17 protein-coding genes are annotated in these 17287 nt (G+C 54.9%); 8 read left to right on the top strand and 9 right to left on the bottom strand.

Annotated features, from left to right (window positions below; all coding sequences use genetic code 11):
• Positions 1-36: 36 nt before the first annotated feature.
• Genes rplI through rpsF form a run of 4 tightly spaced genes read right to left on the bottom strand, consistent with a single transcriptional unit; the run spans position 37 to position 2263 of the window.
• Positions 37-645 (bottom strand): 50S ribosomal protein L9, encoded by a 609-nt coding sequence (gene rplI, locus M9H61_RS06765; protein WP_068518612.1) that lies wholly within the window; start codon positions 643-645, stop codon positions 37-39.
• Complete coding sequence (locus M9H61_RS06760; RefSeq protein WP_068518739.1) at positions 645-1583, bottom strand: DUF2232 domain-containing protein; 939 nt, start codon at positions 1581-1583, stop codon at positions 645-647. Before M9H61_RS06760 ends, rplI begins: the two co-directional genes overlap by 1 nt.
• Before the next feature lie 46 nt (positions 1584-1629).
• The gene (gene rpsR, locus M9H61_RS06755; RefSeq protein ID WP_197460813.1) at positions 1630-1869 is read right to left on the bottom strand and encodes a 30S ribosomal protein S18; all 240 of its coding nucleotides are present in this window, start codon (positions 1867-1869) and stop codon (positions 1630-1632) included.
• A gap of 16 nt (positions 1870-1885) precedes the next feature.
• Positions 1886-2263, bottom strand: a complete 378-nt coding sequence (gene rpsF / locus M9H61_RS06750; RefSeq protein ID WP_068518611.1) for a 30S ribosomal protein S6 — start codon at positions 2261-2263, stop codon at positions 1886-1888.
• Positions 2264-2706: 443 nt separating this feature from the next.
• Between rpsF and M9H61_RS06745 the strand changes: the two genes are divergently transcribed.
• The 6 genes from M9H61_RS06745 to mltG all read left to right on the top strand — a co-directional run bounded on the left by M9H61_RS06745 (position 2707) and on the right by mltG (position 9245).
• The gene (locus tag M9H61_RS06745) at positions 2707-4500 is read left to right on the top strand and encodes a chloride channel protein (RefSeq protein ID WP_250284086.1); all 1794 of its coding nucleotides are present in this window, start codon (positions 2707-2709) and stop codon (positions 4498-4500) included.
• A 266-nt stretch (positions 4501-4766) separates the two neighbouring features.
• Complete coding sequence (gene fabD / locus M9H61_RS06740; RefSeq protein ID WP_068518609.1) at positions 4767-5708, top strand: ACP S-malonyltransferase; 942 nt, start codon at positions 4767-4769, stop codon at positions 5706-5708.
• Between the two features lie 43 nt (positions 5709-5751).
• Positions 5752-6492: a 3-oxoacyl-[acyl-carrier-protein] reductase gene (gene fabG, locus M9H61_RS06735; RefSeq protein ID WP_101247709.1), complete on the top strand. Its 741-nt coding sequence runs from the start codon at positions 5752-5754 to the stop codon at positions 6490-6492.
• Positions 6493-6662: 170 nt separating this feature from the next.
• The gene (locus M9H61_RS06730; protein ID WP_007090351.1) at positions 6663-6899 is read left to right on the top strand and encodes an acyl carrier protein; all 237 of its coding nucleotides are present in this window, start codon (positions 6663-6665) and stop codon (positions 6897-6899) included.
• An 87-nt stretch (positions 6900-6986) separates the two neighbouring features.
• Entirely contained in the window at positions 6987-8249 is a 1263-nt protein-coding gene (fabF, locus tag M9H61_RS06725) for a beta-ketoacyl-ACP synthase II (protein WP_068518607.1), read from the top strand.
• Positions 8250-8270: 21 nt separating this feature from the next.
• Positions 8271-9245, top strand: a complete 975-nt coding sequence (mltG, locus tag M9H61_RS06720; RefSeq protein ID WP_206928427.1) for an endolytic transglycosylase MltG — start codon at positions 8271-8273, stop codon at positions 9243-9245.
• Positions 9246-9337: 92 nt separating this feature from the next.
• Here mltG and M9H61_RS06715 read toward each other — a convergent pair whose 3' ends face one another.
• Positions 9338-10132, bottom strand: coding sequence for an SDR family NAD(P)-dependent oxidoreductase (locus M9H61_RS06715; RefSeq protein WP_101247707.1), 795 nt, complete (start codon positions 10130-10132; stop codon positions 9338-9340).
• 195 nt (positions 10133-10327) lie between these two features.
• On the opposite strand from M9H61_RS06715, the gene M9H61_RS06710 reads away from it, so the two are divergent.
• Both M9H61_RS06710 and gmk read left to right on the top strand, forming a co-directional pair.
• Complete coding sequence (locus M9H61_RS06710; protein ID WP_250284085.1) at positions 10328-11212, top strand: YicC/YloC family endoribonuclease; 885 nt, start codon at positions 10328-10330, stop codon at positions 11210-11212.
• A 22-nt stretch (positions 11213-11234) separates the two neighbouring features.
• Positions 11235-11867, top strand: coding sequence for a guanylate kinase (gmk, locus tag M9H61_RS06705; protein WP_250284083.1), 633 nt, complete (start codon positions 11235-11237; stop codon positions 11865-11867).
• A 32-nt stretch (positions 11868-11899) separates the two neighbouring features.
• On the opposite strand, the gene rsmA is transcribed toward gmk, so the two are convergent.
• Genes rsmA through M9H61_RS06685 form a run of 4 tightly spaced genes read right to left on the bottom strand, consistent with a single transcriptional unit; the run spans position 11900 to position 17226 of the window.
• Positions 11900-12769 carry a 16S rRNA (adenine(1518)-N(6)/adenine(1519)-N(6))-dimethyltransferase RsmA gene (rsmA, locus tag M9H61_RS06700; RefSeq protein WP_250284081.1) on the bottom strand — a complete coding sequence of 290 codons (870 nt, stop codon included), beginning with the start codon at positions 12767-12769 and terminating at the stop codon, positions 11900-11902.
• A 5-nt stretch (positions 12770-12774) separates the two neighbouring features.
• Positions 12775-13788, bottom strand: coding sequence for a 4-hydroxythreonine-4-phosphate dehydrogenase PdxA (pdxA, locus tag M9H61_RS06695; RefSeq protein WP_250284079.1), 1014 nt, complete (start codon positions 13786-13788; stop codon positions 12775-12777).
• Positions 13789-13809: 21 nt separating this feature from the next.
• On the bottom strand, positions 13810-15090 hold the full coding sequence (locus tag M9H61_RS06690; protein WP_250284077.1) for a peptidylprolyl isomerase: 1281 nt from the start codon (positions 15088-15090) through the stop codon (positions 13810-13812).
• A gap of 6 nt (positions 15091-15096) precedes the next feature.
• Positions 15097-17226 (bottom strand): LPS-assembly protein LptD, encoded by a 2130-nt coding sequence (locus M9H61_RS06685; RefSeq protein ID WP_250284075.1) that lies wholly within the window; start codon positions 17224-17226, stop codon positions 15097-15099.
• Positions 17227-17287 lie beyond the last annotated feature (61 nt).

The raw sequence follows: 17287 nt of genomic DNA, 5'->3' as shown, positions 1-17287 counted from the left end.
GCCGTTTCCCGAATGGTCTTGGAAGAAAACCCGCAATTAAGCGTTGGTTTCTTCTTCGCCTTCAGCAGCTTCGTCAGCAAGCTCAGCCGGAACTTCTTCTTCGAAGAGTTCTTCTGCAGCTTCCAGAGCTTCTTCTGCTTCTGCTTCCTCGATGGTGCCAAGAACAGCGGCGCCTTTACGGAGCTGCTCTTCTGCATCTTCTTCGGAACGTGCAACGTTGGCGGTTACTTCGATAGCAACTTCCGGGTGCAGGTTTATTTTGACCTGGTGCAGACCAAGGGTCTTGATCGGCTGATCAAGAACGACCTGGGTACGGGCAACAGTGAAACCAGCTTCGGTAACTGCGGTCGCGATGTCGCGTGCGGTAACCGAACCGTAAAGCTGACCGACGTCGGATGCCTGACGAACGAGGGTAACAGCAAGTTCACCCATCTTCTCGGCAACCGCTTCGGCTTCTTTGCGGCGTTCCAGGTTGTCAGCTTCGAGCTGTGCTTTCTGTGCTTCGAACACAGAAAGGTTTGCTTTGGTTGCACGAAGGGCCATGCCCTGCGGCAGCAAGCGGTTGCGGGCGTGGCCCGGCTTGACGGAGACTACGTCACCCATCTGACCGAGTTTTTCTACCCGCTGGAGCAGAATAACTTCCATCACCGATCCTCCTCATTGCTACGGGTCATCGGTTCTTTCCCCCGCAGCCTGATTAAATGCTCAACAATTCCAAGTCCGGTGATCGCAATAAACGACCAGCTGGACAGAACCGCGACGATGTAAAACACCGTCAGTATCATACGTTTTTGCGGCCATCGGGCTGCCTGCCCATGCACCAGCGCCAATCCCTGAAACAGGAACGGCACTGCCAGCACCACCGCGACGTTTCGCGCCACATAGGCCAGGGATCCATCGGCAAAGCCGACCGTAAACCCGGCCAGGGCGAACGCAAACAGTGACCAGCCAGGCAAGGCGAAAGACGCCATTTTCGGTGTCGGACGCAGGTTTTTGCCTGCGCGCACCAGAATTGCCTGTGCGATTGCAGCATTGGCGAACAGCATCAAAAGCCAGCTCACCGCAGCAATCGCCGGGAAGTAAACCTGGAACATGCCAATCAGACCCTGAACATCGGATGTCATAGGGACACCCATTTCCGAGTACATCTGGCTCAGGAACCTTGCGATAAGATCCTGAATGTCCAGACCTTCCGCCGACAGGGTCCCGGTAATGAAGATCATTACCGTTGCGACCATGACGGCCATGGCACTGACGACAATTCCGGACGGCAGAAAGGCAAGATTGCCATTTTCATCTTTCCGGATGACCAGCGCCATGCGGGTCAACAACATCGCCGGTCCGGCAAACACGATCACAAAGACCGTGAAAGGCAGCAGTCCCCCAAAAAGAACAAGGGCACTGCATGCGGCAATTGCCGCAACCAGCAGGCGTTTGGGTCCCTGCCAAAGTCCCGTCAGGAACAAAGGCAAATGCCCGAAATATGAGAGCAAAAGAGCAAGCGGATTTCCTGATAGGACCAACAGGAACAGAACGGCACTGCCAAGTCCTGAACCAATTGCTATGAGGGTATCACGTTGCATCATTTACTCCCGGCCGAGACCGCAAAAGGGTCTCTTGCCGACTGCCTCAGACCTGGTCTGCGTAAGGCAGCAGCGCCAGGAAGCGTGCACGTTTGATGGCTTTTGCCAGTTCGCGCTGCTTCTTGGCCGAAACCGCAGTGATACGGCTCGGAACGATTTTGCCGCGTTCGGAAACGAAACGCTGCAGCAGTTTGACATCTTTGTAGTCGATCTTCGGCGCATCATCACCCGAGAACGGGCAGGTTTTGCGACGACGGAAAAACAGACGACGTCCAGCCATGATTATATCTCCTCGCTATCTGTTAGCCGTGCTGACGGGGACCGCCACGGCGATTACCGCCACGACCGCCGCGCTCGTCGCGGTTACGCAGAATGGCAGACTGTTCTTCTTCGAACTCGTCAACCTTGACAGTCATCTGACGCAGAACGTCTTCGTTCAGGCGCATCTGACGCTCATATTCCGCGATCACATCTTTTTCAGCTTCGATCTGGAAGAGAGTATAGTGGCCTTTGCGGTTCTTTTTGACACGGTATGCCAGGGAACGCAGACCCCAATATTCGGTTTTAGCGATCTTGCCACCGAGACCTTCGATGGTCTGGGTCAGCTTTTCGTTCAGGCTTTCGACCTGTGCAGTCGAGAAGTCCTGACGTGCGATAAACACGCTTTCGTACTTGCTCATAATACTCCTAATCACTCCTTGTGGCTTATCTCTTCCTGACATGACCTCATGTCATGCAGGCATAGCCGGGCAATCCCGGCAAGGAGCCGTGAGACGGCGGAATATACACTTTTCGCCCATTAGTGCAACGCCAAATGCAAGTTTTCCACAGTCGGGCGTATGGGTGCCGAAATCGGTGCGACGCGTTGATTTGTCTTGGCCCGGACCCGTTCGGGGGTGTTGTGCCAGTGTTGCGCTTTCCTGAGGGCCGATATGCGTGAACTGGTTCACACTTGAAACAAAAAGTTCAAGAGAGTAGGCCTTTTGACATATGTCGGGCCGGTAACCCACGCGACCTGTTGGTCATTTCTGTTCAACCACAGGGATGGTCGATCTGTTCGGGGCGCGTGATGCACTCCTTGAATGCCGGTTCGTGAACCTTGTCTCAATACTTGTGGTTAGTGATGGTAGAACCTTCTATTGATGCGGCGTCTTCACGCCGTGCATCGTTGCTCAATTTATGTTTGCTGGCGCTGTGCGTCGGAATTGTCACCGGATATGGTGCCGTTGCCTTTCGCGCACTGGTAGCACTGATCCATAACATCGCCTTTTTCGGTGTCTTTTCGATCGATTACGACGCGAACCTTCTGACCGAGCCGAGCAACTGGGGCCCGTTGGTCATTCTGGTGCCGGTTCTTGGCGGTATGCTGGTTGTGTTTCTTGTGAATAACTTCGCGCCCGAGGCCAAAGGCCACGGTGTGCCCGAGGTGATGAACGCCATTTATTTCGAACAGGGCCGTATTCGCCCGACGGTGGCGTTGGTCAAGTCGGTTGCATCTTCGTTGTCTATCGGGACCGGCGCGTCTGTCGGGCGCGAAGGTCCGATCATTCAGGTCGGCTCGGCGCTTGGATCAAGTATCGCGCAGATGTTCAAGCTTCAGACCGGGCAGCGCATCACCCTTCTTGCCGCCGGGGCCGGGGCCGGGATTGCTGCAACCTTCAACACGCCACTTGGGGCGGTGCTGTTTGCGATTGAACTGATGATGCCCGAAGTTTCGACGCGAACCTTCCTTCCGGTGGTGATTGCAACCGGGGCTGCGACCTATATCGGGCGGATATCGTTCGGGTTGGCGCCGGCCTTTGAGGTGCCGCTTGCCGCTGTTCCGCAAGTTTCGGCAATCGATCTTCAGGCACTTGTTGTCTATGTCATTCTTGGTGTTTTGTGCGGCATTGCCGCCTGGATGCTGATCCGTTCGATGCTGATTACCGGGGCGTTCTTTAAAAAGATGCCGGGCAATGACTATACCCGTCATGCGGTCGGAATGCTGTCAGTCGGCATTCTGATGTATGTGCTGCTGCTGACGGGCGGCAACTATTATATCGACGGTGTCGGCTATGGCACGATCCAGCATATCCTGCGCGGGACAATGACATCCTTGCCGCTGCTGGTGGTTCTGTTCTTTGCCAAGCTGTATGCGACATCGGTCAGTATCGGTTCCGGCGCATCGGGCGGGGTGTTTTCGCCGTCCCTGTTTGTCGGCGCGACCCTTGGTGCGGCGTGCGGTGTTGTCGGCAACATGATCTTCCCAGATGCGGGGATTACCCCGGTCGAGTTTGCCCTGGTTGGCATGGGCGGTGTTGTTGCCGCGGGTACCGGTGCGGCGATGACGGCGATCATCATGATTTTCGAGATGACGCGTGACTATAATATAATAGTGCCGCTGATTGTGGCGGTGGCGATCGCGCTTGGCTTCCGTCGCATGATCATCAGCGAGACGATCTATACGTCAAAATTGGTGCTGCGCGGACGTCATATTCCCAAGGAACGCCACAGCAACATGTTCATGGTCCATCCGGTGCGCGAGGTCATGACCACCAAACAGCTTTATGCCGATGCCGCACTTCGGGTTTTGGAAGTTATCGACAAGGTCGGTCCGTCGCCGGAACCCAACCCGATGATCGTCATCGAAGGGGACCGGATCGCCGGTGTGATCCCGGATGTGACCGCGCTGTTTTCGGTGGCCGGTGACAAGGGTAACAAGGCGCTCAAGGAACTGATTGGCGAGGACTTTGTTGTCGTGGTCGATGACATGAACATGTATGACGTCATCAAGCGCATGGAACGCCGCAAGGCCCGGGCCGCTGTTGTGGTCAAACCATGTCGTGGCGTGCCCCGCCAGGATGATGTTTGCGGCGTGATCACGAAATCCCACATCGCCGATAGCGTGGTGTCGAGCATGCAGCACTATATCGGCTAGGCCTTGGCGGTCGCAGTTGCGATTGTGCAATGCATGATAGGCAATCCTTCAAGAAAGGCAGCAAACATGTCATACATGGTTGCTGCCTTTTGACTTGAAATCATGAATTTCCGTGCCACCTTGTTGGCGAGGTTCGCACGCGATGAGTAAAAAACCGTATCTGTTCTTGACAGTGGAGGCGGGCACGCTATCAAGGGTGGCTCGATTTTGAGGGGCCGACATACGGCGCAGCCTTCGCATAAGCTTACAAAGGTATATTTGAGATAATGACACGCGCACTCGTTTTCCCCGGTCAGGGGTCGCAAGCGGTAGGTATGGGCAAGGAACTGGCAGATGCATTTCCGGTTGCCCGCGAAGTTTTCCAGGAAGTTGATGACGCGCTTTCACAGAAGCTCAGCGCATTGATGTTCGAAGGACCGGAAAACGAACTGACCCTGACGGAGAACGCGCAGCCGGCCCTGATGGCTGTCAGCCTTGCCGTTACCCGTGTTCTTGAAAAGGAAGGCGGTTTTACGCTGACCGACAAGTGCGATCTGGTTGCCGGTCATTCGCTTGGTGAATATTCCGCCCTTGCTGCTGCGGGCACCTTTGCCATTGCGGATGCGGCCCGTCTTCTGAAAATCCGTGGCCAGGCCATGCAGGCTGCCGTGCCGGTCGGTGTTGGCGCGATGGCGGCCCTTCTGGGCCTTGATTATGCCGATGCGGTTGCCGTTGCCGAAGAAGCCGCACAGGGTGATGTCTGCACGGCGGCAAACGACAATGCAAATGGTCAGGTCGTTGTGTCGGGCCACAAGGCCGCGGTTGAACGCGCTATTGAAATCGCCAAGGAAAAGGGCGCGAAACGCGCCGTCCTGCTGCCGGTTTCCGCACCGTTCCATTGCCCGCTGATGCAGCCCGCCGCGGATCGTATGGCCGAGGCGCTTGGAACTGTGGCGATGAATGCACCGGCAAAACCGGTTGTTGCAAACGTCACAGCAGAAAAAACTGACAATCCGGAAACCATTCGTAAACTCCTTGTGGAGCAGGTTTGCGGCACAGTGCGTTGGCGTGAGTCGGTTCTTTACATGAAAGAACAGGGCATTACCGAGCTGGTCGAGATCGGCGCAGGCAAGGTTCTGACTGGCATGGTCCGTCGTATTGATCGTGATCTGAGCGGCACCGCCGTCAATGGTCCGGCAGATATCGAAGCATTCCTCGGCGCGCTTTGATCGCGTTCCGGGAAAAGACGAACCCAAAAGGGAAAGAAAGTTAATGTTTGATCTTGCAGGCAAAACAGCACTGGTAACCGGTGCGACCGGCGGTATCGGCGGTGAAATCGCCAAGGTTCTGGCAGCTGCCGGTGCAAAAGTTGCCTTGTCGGGCACCCGTCAGGAACGCCTCGAAGCAGTCGCATCCGAGATCGGCGACAATGCTGTTGTGGTTCCGGCGAACCTTTCGGATTCCGCATCTGTTGATGGTCTGATCAAGAATGCCGAAGAGGCCCTTGGTGGTCAGCTTGATATTCTGGTCAACAATGCGGGCATTACGCGCGACCAGCTTGCCATGCGTCTGAAAGACGAAGACTGGCAGGCGGTTCTTGATGTCAACCTGACGTCTGCTTTCAAGCTTGCGCGCAATTCGCTGCGCGGCATGATGAAACGCCGTCACGGCCGTATCATCAACATCACCTCGATTGTCGGTGTTACCGGTAACCCGGGGCAGACCAACTATGCCGCTGCCAAGGCCGGCATGATCGGCTGGTCGAAGTCGCTGGCACAGGAAGTTGCCGCGCGCGGGATCACGGTGAACTGTGTTGCGCCTGGTTTCATTACCACGGCAATGACCGAAGAACTCGGAGACGCCCAGAAAGAGAAGCTTTTGGGTGGCATTCCGGCAGGTCGCATGGGCGACAGCAAAGAGATCGCAGCAGCGGTTCTGTATCTCGCAAGTGACGAAGCAGCTTATGTCACGGGACAGACCTTGCATGTGAACGGCGGAATGGCGATGATTTAACCCGTTGCGGGTTGCCTTCTTTTCTGTTTAAAAGGGGCCGCTATACCAAATATTGAAATCGGCAATTGTATGTTGTCGGTTTCCGGTTCCCGGGAGGTCCTTCAATAGGGGGAGTAAACGGGCACCACGTGAACACTAACTGACAGAAAACCTATTGAAGGATTTGAGCTATGAGTGATGTCGCAGATCGCGTGAAGAAGATCGTTGTCGAGCACCTCGGTGTTGAAGAAGACAAGGTCACTGAAAACGCAAGCTTCATCGACGATCTTGGCGCAGATAGCCTGGACACCGTCGAGCTGGTTATGGCGTTTGAAGAAGAATTCGGTTGCGAGATTCCGGACGACGCGGCTGAAAAGATTCTGACCGTCAAAGACGCGATCGACTTCATCGAAAAGGCGAACGGCTAATCTTGCCGTGAGACATGGGCGCCGGAGGGCATCCTCAGGCGCCCTTTTCGTCTTTGCTGGATTCATAAAATAAAGGCGTAATGCGGGATGAGACGCGTAGTTGTTACCGGACTTGGTGCTGTAACGCCGCTTGCTAGCGGTGCTCAGATCACTTGGCAGAAACTGCTGAACAGCCAATCCGGCATCAAGGGCATCGATACTTTCGATGTGTCCGATATCCCTGCCAAAATCGCAGGCCTCGTGCCGCGCGGTGAGGGTGAAGGACTGTTCAACGCGGAAGATCATGTCTCGATCAAAGACATGAAGAAAATGGACGATTTCATCGTCTATGGTATTGCCGCAGCAGATCAGGCACTCGCTGACTCGGGCTGGAAACCGGAAACCGACGAAGATCAGGAAGCCACCGGCGTTCTGATTGGTTCGGGTATCGGTGGTCTGCCGAAAATTGCGGATGCTTCGGATCTTGTGAATAACGGCAAGACCCGCCGTGTCAGTCCGTTCTTCATTCCGTCCTGCCTGATCAACCTGGTTTCTGGTCAGGTTTCGATCAAACACGGTCTTAAAGGCCCGAACCATGCTGTCGTGACCGCATGTTCGACCGGTGCGCACGCCATTGGCGATGCATCGCGCATGATCATGCTTGGCGATGCCGACGTCATGGTGGCCGGTGGTGCAGAAGCTGCTGTTTGCCGTCTTGGCATGGCTGGTTTTGCTGCTGCCCGTGCTCTTTCGACCGGTTACAACGACACCCCGACCGAAGCATCCCGTCCGTGGGATGAAGGCCGTGACGGTTTTGTCATGGGCGAAGGTGCCGGCTGTGTCGTTCTTGAAGAATACGAACATGCCAAAGCACGTGGTGCGAAGATTTATGCAGAAGTTGGCGGCTATGGCATGTCCGGCGATGCATATCACATCACCGCACCGGCAGAAGACGGCAATGGTGGTTTCCGCTCCATGCGTAATGCGCTTCGCAACGCTGGTGTGAACCCGGAAGACGTCGACTATGTCAACGCACATGGTACGTCGACTCCGCTGGGCGATGAAATCGAACTGGGTGCGGTCAAGCGCCTGTTTGGTGATCACGCAACCAAGCTGTCGATGTCTTCGACCAAATCGGCAACCGGCCACCTTCTGGGGGCTGCGGGTGCGATTGAAGCAGTGTTCTCGATCCTTGCGATCCATGAAGGTGTCGTTCCGCCGACCCTGAACCTGCGTAATCCGTCCGAAGCCTGCAAGGGGATCGATCTGGTTCCGCTTGAAGCCAAACAGCGCAAGGTCAATGTTGCCCTGTCGAACTCGTTCGGCTTTGGTGGCACCAATGCCTCGCTGGTTTTCAAGGCGTTTAAATAGCCGAGCCTCGGGAGTTTTCCCTTGAAGCGTTTTCTGCTTTTACTTGGCTTGCTTATCATCACCGCCGCGCTCACCATTGGTGGGGCGGCGGTGTATGTTTATGTGCAATACACATCGCCAAGCAAACTGGCACAAGGCCGCGACATCATTATCCCGCAGGGGACCGGTGTGCGCGGTATCGCCGAAATTTTCCGTCGCGAACATATTGTTGATGAACCGCTGATCTTTCTGGCGGGGGTACGCGTCAGCGGGCTGGACCGGTCATTACGTGCTGGCGAATATCATTTCCCCGAACGGGTCAGTCCGCGTCAGGCGGCCGAAATCCTTGCTTCGGGTGAAACCGTCAAACGGTTTGTAACCATTCCCGAAGGCCTTCGGTCCGGCGAGATTGTTGAACGTATCAATCTGGTGGATGGCCTGACCGGCGAAATCACCGACATACCCAGCGACGGTACCCTTCTGCCCGAGACCTATCAGTTCTCGTACGGGGATTCCAAACAAAGCATCCTTGATCGCATGCGCGCAGCTCATGACGAAATGGTCGAACAGCTTTGGCCGGGGCGTGACCCCGACTTGCCGTTTGATACGGTCGAAGAGGCACTGGTTCTTGCATCCATTGTTGAACGGGAAACCGGGGTAGCCGCCGAACGCGCCCGGGTTGCGGGGGTATTTGTCAATCGGTTGCGCATCAATATGCGGTTGCAGTCCGATCCGACGGTTGCCTATGCCATCAGCCCCGACAAACGTCTGGAGCGTGCCCTGACGCGTCAGGATCTTCGGTTTGAAAGCCCCTATAACACCTATGTTACCGGGGGACTGCCGCCATCACCGATCACCAATCCCGGACGCGAAGCGTTTTATGCGGTTCTGCATCCGGCAGAGACAAAAGAACTTTACTTTGTTGCCGATGGCACCGGGGGGCATGCGTTTGCCCATACCCTTAAGGAACATAATCGCAATGTCGCGAAATGGCGGCGTATCCGCGATGCCCAATAGGGCTGGGTGCCTGCGCTAGAAGTCAAACGTAACGGATAAGTGAAGAGGCTGCCAGATCATTGGCAGCCTTTTGTGTTTCGGTGGAGCAGATGTTATTCGCCGGTTGCGTTCTGATCTGGTGCGGATGCCTTGCGCGGCACACGGTTGGCCACCAGATCCATGAGCCATTGCGGCGTCATTTTCAGAAGGCCGATAATGATGTTCATCTGCCAGGGGAAGGCAATCATCCCGCGGTTTCGTTCTAGCCCGCGCGCGATCTTTCGTGCGGCTTTGTCGGCCTGCATGAAGAACGGCATGGGAAAGTCATTGGCATCGGTGATGCGGCTTTTGACAAAGCCCGGACAAATGACATTTACCTTGATGCCGGTTGGCGCAAGTGCCCCGCGCAATCCTTCGCCATAGACACGGATTGCGGCTTTGCTGGCGCAATAGGCCGGGGCTGATGGCAACCCGCGCCAGGACGCCTGGGACGCGACCAGTGCGATCTGTCCGCGTCCGCGAACGCGCATGACGTCAATCGCCGGATCAATGGTATTGAGAACCCCGGCAACATTGGTGGCAAAGATGTCTCTGACCTGTTCGGGGCTTTCGCCAAGACCGCCGGTCCCTGCTGAAATCCCGGCATTGGCGATGACAAGGCTGAGCGGGGCCAGTTCATCACAATGCGTGACATAGGCAGTCATGGTTTCGCGATTGGTGACATCAAGAACATCGGCATAAACATTGGCCCCGGCTGCGCGACATTCGTTTTCAACAAGCCGCAAGCGCGTTTCATCCCGACCGCTGATAAACAGGGTTACGCCGGTGCGGGCAAATTGTCTGGCAAGTGCGGCACCGATGCCGGAACTGGCACCGGTAATCAGAATGGCGTGATACTGAAAGGACATGGTTGCTCGTATGCGGTTCTGAAATACAGTTTGTCGAATTTTGCGGACCATGATGCAGCAATAGGGCAGCATTATGAAATACGGGCATTTTGATCCCATATTGCAGTTATCAACGTGCCTTGAAACCTTGGCCCTTGGCGCGGTAAAGGGCAAACGTTATAAACGCGCAAACATGAAATCATACTGGATGGGAATATGACCGTATCAAGCATGACCGGCTTTGCCCGCACCGACGGTGCAGCGGAAGGTTTCGGCTGGACCTGGGAATTGCGCAGCGTCAATGGCAAGGGCCTTGATGTCCGTGTCCGTTTGAATGGCGGGTTTGAACGGCTTGAAGCCAAGGTGCGCGATGCGGTGTCCAAACGTTTCAAGCGCGGCAATATTGGTGTCACCCTTAATGTCGTTCGGGCATCGGACAGCGGATCCTATGCTGTAAACCGTGAACTTCTTGCCGAATTGATTGCCATCGCCGAAGAATTCGACAATACCAGCAGCCTGTCGGCCGGAACCATCGCTGATCTGATGAATGTGCGTGGCGTTCTTGAGGCAATCGAACCACAGGAAGACGAGGCAACCCGTGACGCGCGCGACGATGCCGTGCTTTCAAGCCTTGCCGATGCAATTGATCAGATGGCAGCCCATCGTGCGGAAGAAGGCGAAAAGCTTGATGCCATGCTGCGCGGACATGTTGACAATATCGAAGCCACGGTGACGCGGGCGGAAAGCTGTGCGGCTGCACGGGGGGACGCCATTCGTGAACGTCTCAAGCGACAGGTTGAAGAATTGCTCGATGCCGGAAAGTTCGAACCCGAACGCCTGCATCAGGAAGCAGCCCTGCTTGCGACCAAGGCCGATATCCGCGAAGAGATCGATCGTCTGAAAGCACATATTTCGGCAGCACGTGACATGATGACCAAAGGCGGTTCTATCGGCCGCAAGCTTGACTTCCTGTGTCAGGAATTCAACCGCGAAGCCAATACGCTTTGCTCAAAAGCCAATGATATCGAACTGACCAATTGCGGCATGGAGCTGAAAGTGATCATTGATCAGCTCCGTGAGCAGGTCCAGAACGTCGAATAAGCGGGCAGGGAAGGAATTCAAAATGACCGATCCACATAACCGTCGTGGTGTGATGCTGGTTTTCTGTGCTCCGTCCGGTGCCGGCAAGACAACCATTACCCGTCAGCTGCTTGAAAAAGATGACCGGATCTCGCTTTCGGTATCTGCAACCACGCGCGACGCCCGTCTGGGCGAAGAGGAAGGAAAGCATTATTTCTTCAAGTCGGTTGATGCCTTCAAGCATATGATTGCTGATGATGAATTGCTGGAATGGGCGGAAGTGTTCGGCAATTATTACGGTACCCCGAAGGCCCCGGTCGAAAAGGCTCTTTCTGACGGGCATGACGTGCTGTTTGATATCGACTGGCAAGGTGCGCGCCAGCTGCGTGACAAGGGCGGTGCGGACGTGGTTTCGGTCTTTATCCTTCCGCCGTCTTCGGCCGAGCTTGAACGCCGTTTGCGTGATCGCGGACAGGATGCCGACGACGTCATCATGAAGCGCATGGCCAAGGCCGGCGCAGAAATCAGTCATTGGGAAGAATTCGACTATGTCCTGATCAATGATGATCTGGAACGTTGTCTTGCCGATGTGCAGCATATTATCGGTGCCGAGCGGATCAAACGCGGCCGTCAAACCGGCTTGCCAAGCTTCGTCAAAAAGCTTCTGACCGACTGATCAACTGATATCGCAAATGAAAAATGGCCGCTTTACGAAGCGGCCATTTCATCATGGACCTGTGTCAGGCGGACAAAGTCCGCGACGCTGAGTTCTTCGGCCCGAGCCGTCTCGGTGATTCCGGCCTTGTCGAGCAATTCACCAACATTGATGTTCAGGGTTTTCAGGCTGGCGCGCAGCATTTTACGGCGCTGGCCAAATGCGGCCTGGGTGATTTTGGCAAGACTTGCAAGGTTGATTTCAGCCCCCCGGTCGGCTTTGGGGCGCAGTTGCACGACCGCGGATGTGACCTTGGGCGGTGGTGTGAATGCACTGCGATGAACATCAAACAGGATGTCACAGTCACACAGATATTGGCACAGGACCGATAACCGGCCATAGGCCTTGCTTTTGGGGCCCGCGACAACGCGTTCGGCGACTTCCTTCTGGAACATCAGGGTCAGGCTGGCGAATTGGTCGATCTGCATCAGCCAGCCCAGCAAAAGCTGTGTGCCAACATTGTATGGCAGGTTGGCGACAATCTTGCGCGGGGCCGGGCCAAGCTTGGTGACGTCTACGTCCAGTGCATCACCATCAATGACGTGCAGGGCGCCGGGATAGTGGTTGCTGATTTGCTCCAGAACCGGTTGGCAACGCGGATCGCGTTCAATTACGGTCAGATTTTTTGCGCCATGGAACAGCAACGCACGTGTCAGGCCGCCTGGACCCGGACCGATTTCAATGACGGTTGCGTCCTCAAGCGGGGCCGCTGCACGGGCAATACGCCCGGTCAGGTTCAAGTCAAACAGGAAGTTCTGCCCGAATTTCTTTTGTGCCGACAAGCCATGCGTTGCAATGACTTCACGAAGCGGCGGCAGGCCGTCATTGGCCAGTTTTCCAGTAGTATCGTTATCTTCTGACACGTGGGTCAGGCTCCTGTCAGGCGTTTATGTGCCATGTCCGCAGCCATTTTAAGGGCTGCTATCAGGCTATCGGGGCGGGCGATGCCTTTCCCGGCGATGTCCAACGCCGTGCCGTGGTCTGGCGATGTTCTGATAAATGGCAATCCCAGCGTGACATTTACACCACCATGAAAATCAAGTGTCTTGACCGGGATCAGGGCCTGGTCATGGTAGGGGCACAATGCAACGTCATAATTCTCGCGGGCTTCATCATGGAACATGGTATCTGCGGGCAGGGGGCCAATAACGTCCAATCCCTGCTTGCGCAATGCGTTGATGGCGGGCTCGATAATTGTTTGTTCTTCGCTGCCCATCGATCCGTTTTCACCGGCATGCGGGTTAAGCCCGGCAATTGCCAGACGCGGCATTTCAATGCCGAAATCGCGTTGCAAGGCCGTTGCTGTAATCTCGCATTGTTCAATGATGCCGTCCGACGTCAGCTGTTTGGGGACGTCGCTCAGCGCGATATGGATGGTCAGTGGAACAACGCGAAGCTTTGAATTGGCCAGCATCATGACCGGAACGGTTCCCGGTCCTGCCAGTTCGGCAAGGAATTCCGTATGACCGGGATGTTTGAACCCGGCTTCATAGAGCGCACTTTTCTGAATGGGGTTGGTTACAACGCCACAGGCCGAACCATCTTCACACAGCTTTACCGCGCGGGTGATGCTCTCGATCACCACAGTTGCGGTGTTTGCCGATGCAGTACCCGATATCGGCATGGCATCGCATTCATCAAGTGCCAGAACGGGCAGGGCATTGTCAAAAACGGTGATTGCTTCTGAGATGTCCGAAACAACTTTGATCGGAACATTTTCGCCCAGCTGCTTTACCGCATGATCAAGGATTGTGATCGGTGACAGGACACAGAATGGTGACAGGCTTTCATCTTTGCGGCGCAGCCATGCCTTGAGGCAAAGCTCTGGCCCGATGCCGCCAGGCTCACCGATGGTAAGTGCAATCGGTGCGATTTTGCTCATTCTGTTCCTGCCTTTGCACGATCACATACGGATGTCGATAAAGGCCTGTCGACGCAATTCACGCAGCTTGCGACGTGCCAGGATATCAAGACGTTCCATCATGAGACGGTTTTCGATGTCCTTGCGATCGGGCAGATTGCTTTCTTCGGTTTTATTGCAAATCATCACCAGCAGGGCACCGCCATCGACCTGAACAATATTGGATGGCTGACCAGGTTGAAGATTGGTGATCGCCTGGGCCACCGGTCCGGACAGTTCGTTGGGGGAAATGCCCTTCATTTCGCCGCTCATCTCGGAGCCAAGGTCTACCGCGACATTTGCCAATGCCTGACAACTGTTTGCGGTTTCCTGCGTGTTGCGCAGAACTGCAACTTTGGCGTCAATCTGCTCTTTTGGCATGGATTGAGACAGGGGAACAAACAGCTGATAAAGGTCAAGCCTCACATCGGTAATTGCCCCTGCATCACCGACACGACGGTCGAGAAGCTTGATGATATAATATCCGCGAATGGTCTGGATCGGGGCACTGACATTGCCCGGTTCAAGCTGGTTTACAGCCTGCTGCAGATCACCTGCGAGTTCGCCGGCATATAGCCAGCCAAGATCACCACCATTTGCCGCACTTGCACTTGCAGAAAACTGACGCGCCAGGGCACTGAAGTCGGCTCCTTGTTGCAACGCGCCAAGAACTTCCTGTGCGGTTTGATACACGCGTGTACTGTCTTGCGGATTGTCTACCGGAAGAAAGATTTCCTGAACGCGATTTCGCGGCTTTCCCTGGTTGTTGATAATGCGCTGAAGGTTTTCGTCAATTTCTGCTTCGGAAATCTCAACCTGACTGCGCATGGAACCCAACAGCCGTTGCCAGGCAACCTGCGGACGGATCTGGTTTTCAATTGTGCCCGGCGCGATGCCGCGCTGCTCGAGAAATGCATCAAGCGTCCCGTCGGGCAGGCCTGCATTTTGCTCGATCAGTGTTTTGCCACGGGTGATATCGGCCTCGGTTACTTCGATGCCGCGGCGCTCTGCCTCCTGCAACTGCAAGGTTTCGTTGATCAACTGCTGCAGAATTTGCGGCGCGATCTCGTTGCTTTTTTCCGGGGTCATCCGGATGTTGGATGAAACCGCAACAAGCTTGATACGTTCAACCAGATCAATGATTGAAATCGGATCATCATTCACGACCGCAGCGACGCCGACCGGCGATTGCGCCTTTGCCGGGGCCGCCATTGCCAACAGGGCAATCGCGCCAACGACAGCACAGATATTTGATATTTTGAAAATCCAAACTTTCGAAATCATGTTTTCTTACAATCCGGTTGCGGAGGCAACTTCACCCAGCGTTTTGAAGACCAGGCGGAACAGGAATTCGTCAGATTCACCAAGATCCTGATCCTGATAGAAGGTGCGACGTATCCGTCCATCAAAGATGAAGCATTCATCTTCATACACAAAGCCGACACCATATTCCAAGGGGTCCGACTGGTCTATGTCGTAGCGACCATATGCCATACCCGACCAGTAGTCCGAAAACTGTCGATCGGCCCTAAAATATAACTCTTCGCGTTCGTTGAACTCTTCGCTACCTGCATCATCTGTGAAGTGAACATATGTCGTATTCACGCGGAGCGTCTCAACTGAACCAGCAGTTAATGCAACCTGATTGCGACGGGCGGAGAAGTCGTCCTTATCCAAGCGGTAGCGATAGGTCAGGTCAAGATATCGGTTCGGCGCGACAGTCAGGCGGCCAACATAGTCCGAGAGCTGTTCGTCAAGTCCCGATCCTTCTGCGAATGTATCATTTTCGGCTGCACGGTAACTTTGTCCGAACATTGCACTTGTGTAGCCACCGGTTGGCCCATAGAGCCCCCATTCGAGACCATAACTGGCGCGAAAGCCATCTTCGGCACGGTCTATCCCACCAAACCGGTCATGGGCAAACAGATTGATGTCGTCAAGTTCGAAGGACTGGGAGTCCTCGTTGGGAATCTCTTCCGGGTTGCCGCCGTTTGGCGACCAGGCCGCCATCGCAACTGGCGTGATGACCTGATGATATGCACCTTGATCGCTGACAAACGGCATGCGCCAGTCAATCGCGGCCAAAGGAAGCATCCGTCCTGTGTATCCGCTATAGTCGTCTTTGTTGTCACGTTCCACGTCAGAGACCATATAGCTGTCGCCGCGCACAGACAGGCTGAGCTTCGTTACATCACCCAAAGTGCCAACATGTGGAAGTTCCCAACCGACCTTTGCTGAAGCGCGGTGCGAGTCAGCCCCGTCTTCACGCGTCAAGGAAAGACCATCAACATCAAGCGTCGTGATGCTTCCATATTTGGCAGGGGCTGTTTGCCCGTGGAATTGCATATGCGGCAGGACGATCGGTGTTGTGTCCCTGTCATCTCCAGATTTAAGGCCCTGGAAATAATACCCGTCAACACGGGTGTAGCTTGCGCCCCGGAAACCCTCCGTAAACAGGTTTGAGGTAAGCACCGAAGGCGAGTAAAACCCATAGCGTGACAGGTATGTCTTCTCACTGGCCTGCTCTGCGTCAAAGCCCCAGCGCCAGGTCGGGTCGATGTCAAAACGCCCTTCGGCGTCAATGTGACCTTGCCAATCATCATTGCTGTCCTGGGTAACGCTTCCGATTGCTTCGAGTTCGCCTGCATCAAAGCGTTGGCGATACTCGGTTGCCAGCAGTGCACCTTCATCCAGTGTATAGGTCGGTGTGAAGGTCATATCCTTGCTTTTGTCAATCGCCCAGTAATAGGGCTGACTGAAATAGGATCCGACATAGCTTGTGCTGCCAAAGGATGGCGCCAGAAGTCCCGATTGCCGTTTTACAGTAGGGTCCGGATGTTGCATGTAGGGGGTGTAAAACACTGGAACGCCAGCGAATTCAAGTCGGGCATCTTCGTATTCAACGGTCTTGTTTTCGGCATCGTGAAGCACACGGGCCGCACGGATACGCCACAATGGCGTTCCTGCCGTGCCGTCATCATCGTCGCAAACCTTGCACGGGGAATAGACCGCTTTGGCGATTTCCGTAAAATTACCGGCACTGCGTCGCGCACCGGTACCTGCCAGGCGGGTATTTTCATCAAGAAGAACATAGATATCTTTGACAATGCCGTTCTTGAAATCGCCACTGAGCTCCACATAGCTGGCAAAGGTTACTTCACCCGTCGGCTCTGTAATGCTGACATTGCCAGAAGCCGTCAGAACGTCCTGACTGCGATCATAACTGACCGTATCGGCAAGAAGGATGCGTCCCTCGCGTGAAATTTCGACATTACCGCGCGCAGTAACAGTTTGCAGCTCTCGGTTATAATCAACTTCATCGGCGCTAAACAGGATGGCAGGTGCTTCCAGATCAGATTGTTGTGCATTGATATCCTGGGCTTGTGCCGACGGAATACCGAACTGGCCCCCAAAAAGCACAATGCCACATCCCAGTATTGTACTGGTTGCCAGTCTTTTTATCATTCCCCCCGCAATGGCC

Source organism: Thalassospira sp. GO-4 (assembly GCF_023588965.1).
Taxonomy (GTDB): domain Bacteria; phylum Pseudomonadota; class Alphaproteobacteria; order Rhodospirillales; family Thalassospiraceae; genus Thalassospira; species Thalassospira povalilytica.
This window is presented reverse-complemented; position numbering and strand designations above follow the sequence as displayed.

Bases quoted from the DNA above. Each gene is read 5' to 3' on its own strand.
- rplI (WP_068518612.1), bottom strand. From the start codon at position 645: ATGGAAGTTATTCTGCTCCAGCGGGTAGAAAAACTCGGTCAGATGGGT.
- M9H61_RS06760 (WP_068518739.1), bottom strand. From the start codon at position 1,583: ATGCAACGTGATACCCTCATAGCAATTGGTTCAGGACTTGGCAGTGCC.
- rpsF (WP_068518611.1), bottom strand. From the start codon at position 2,263: ATGAGCAAGTACGAAAGCGTGTTTATCGCACGTCAGGACTTCTCGACT.
- M9H61_RS06745 (WP_250284086.1), top strand. From the start codon at position 2,707: ATGGTAGAACCTTCTATTGATGCGGCGTCTTCACGCCGTGCATCGTTG.
- fabD (WP_068518609.1), top strand. From the start codon at position 4,767: ATGACACGCGCACTCGTTTTCCCCGGTCAGGGGTCGCAAGCGGTAGGT.
- fabG (WP_101247709.1), top strand. From the start codon at position 5,752: ATGTTTGATCTTGCAGGCAAAACAGCACTGGTAACCGGTGCGACCGGC.
- M9H61_RS06730 (WP_007090351.1), top strand. From the start codon at position 6,663: ATGAGTGATGTCGCAGATCGCGTGAAGAAGATCGTTGTCGAGCACCTC.
- fabF (WP_068518607.1), top strand. From the start codon at position 6,987: ATGAGACGCGTAGTTGTTACCGGACTTGGTGCTGTAACGCCGCTTGCT.
- M9H61_RS06715 (WP_101247707.1), bottom strand. From the start codon at position 10,132: ATGTCCTTTCAGTATCACGCCATTCTGATTACCGGTGCCAGTTCCGGC.
- M9H61_RS06710 (WP_250284085.1), top strand. From the start codon at position 10,328: ATGACCGTATCAAGCATGACCGGCTTTGCCCGCACCGACGGTGCAGCG.
- gmk (WP_250284083.1), top strand. From the start codon at position 11,235: ATGACCGATCCACATAACCGTCGTGGTGTGATGCTGGTTTTCTGTGCT.
- pdxA (WP_250284079.1), bottom strand. From the start codon at position 13,788: ATGAGCAAAATCGCACCGATTGCACTTACCATCGGTGAGCCTGGCGGC.
- M9H61_RS06690 (WP_250284077.1), bottom strand. From the start codon at position 15,090: ATGATTTCGAAAGTTTGGATTTTCAAAATATCAAATATCTGTGCTGTC.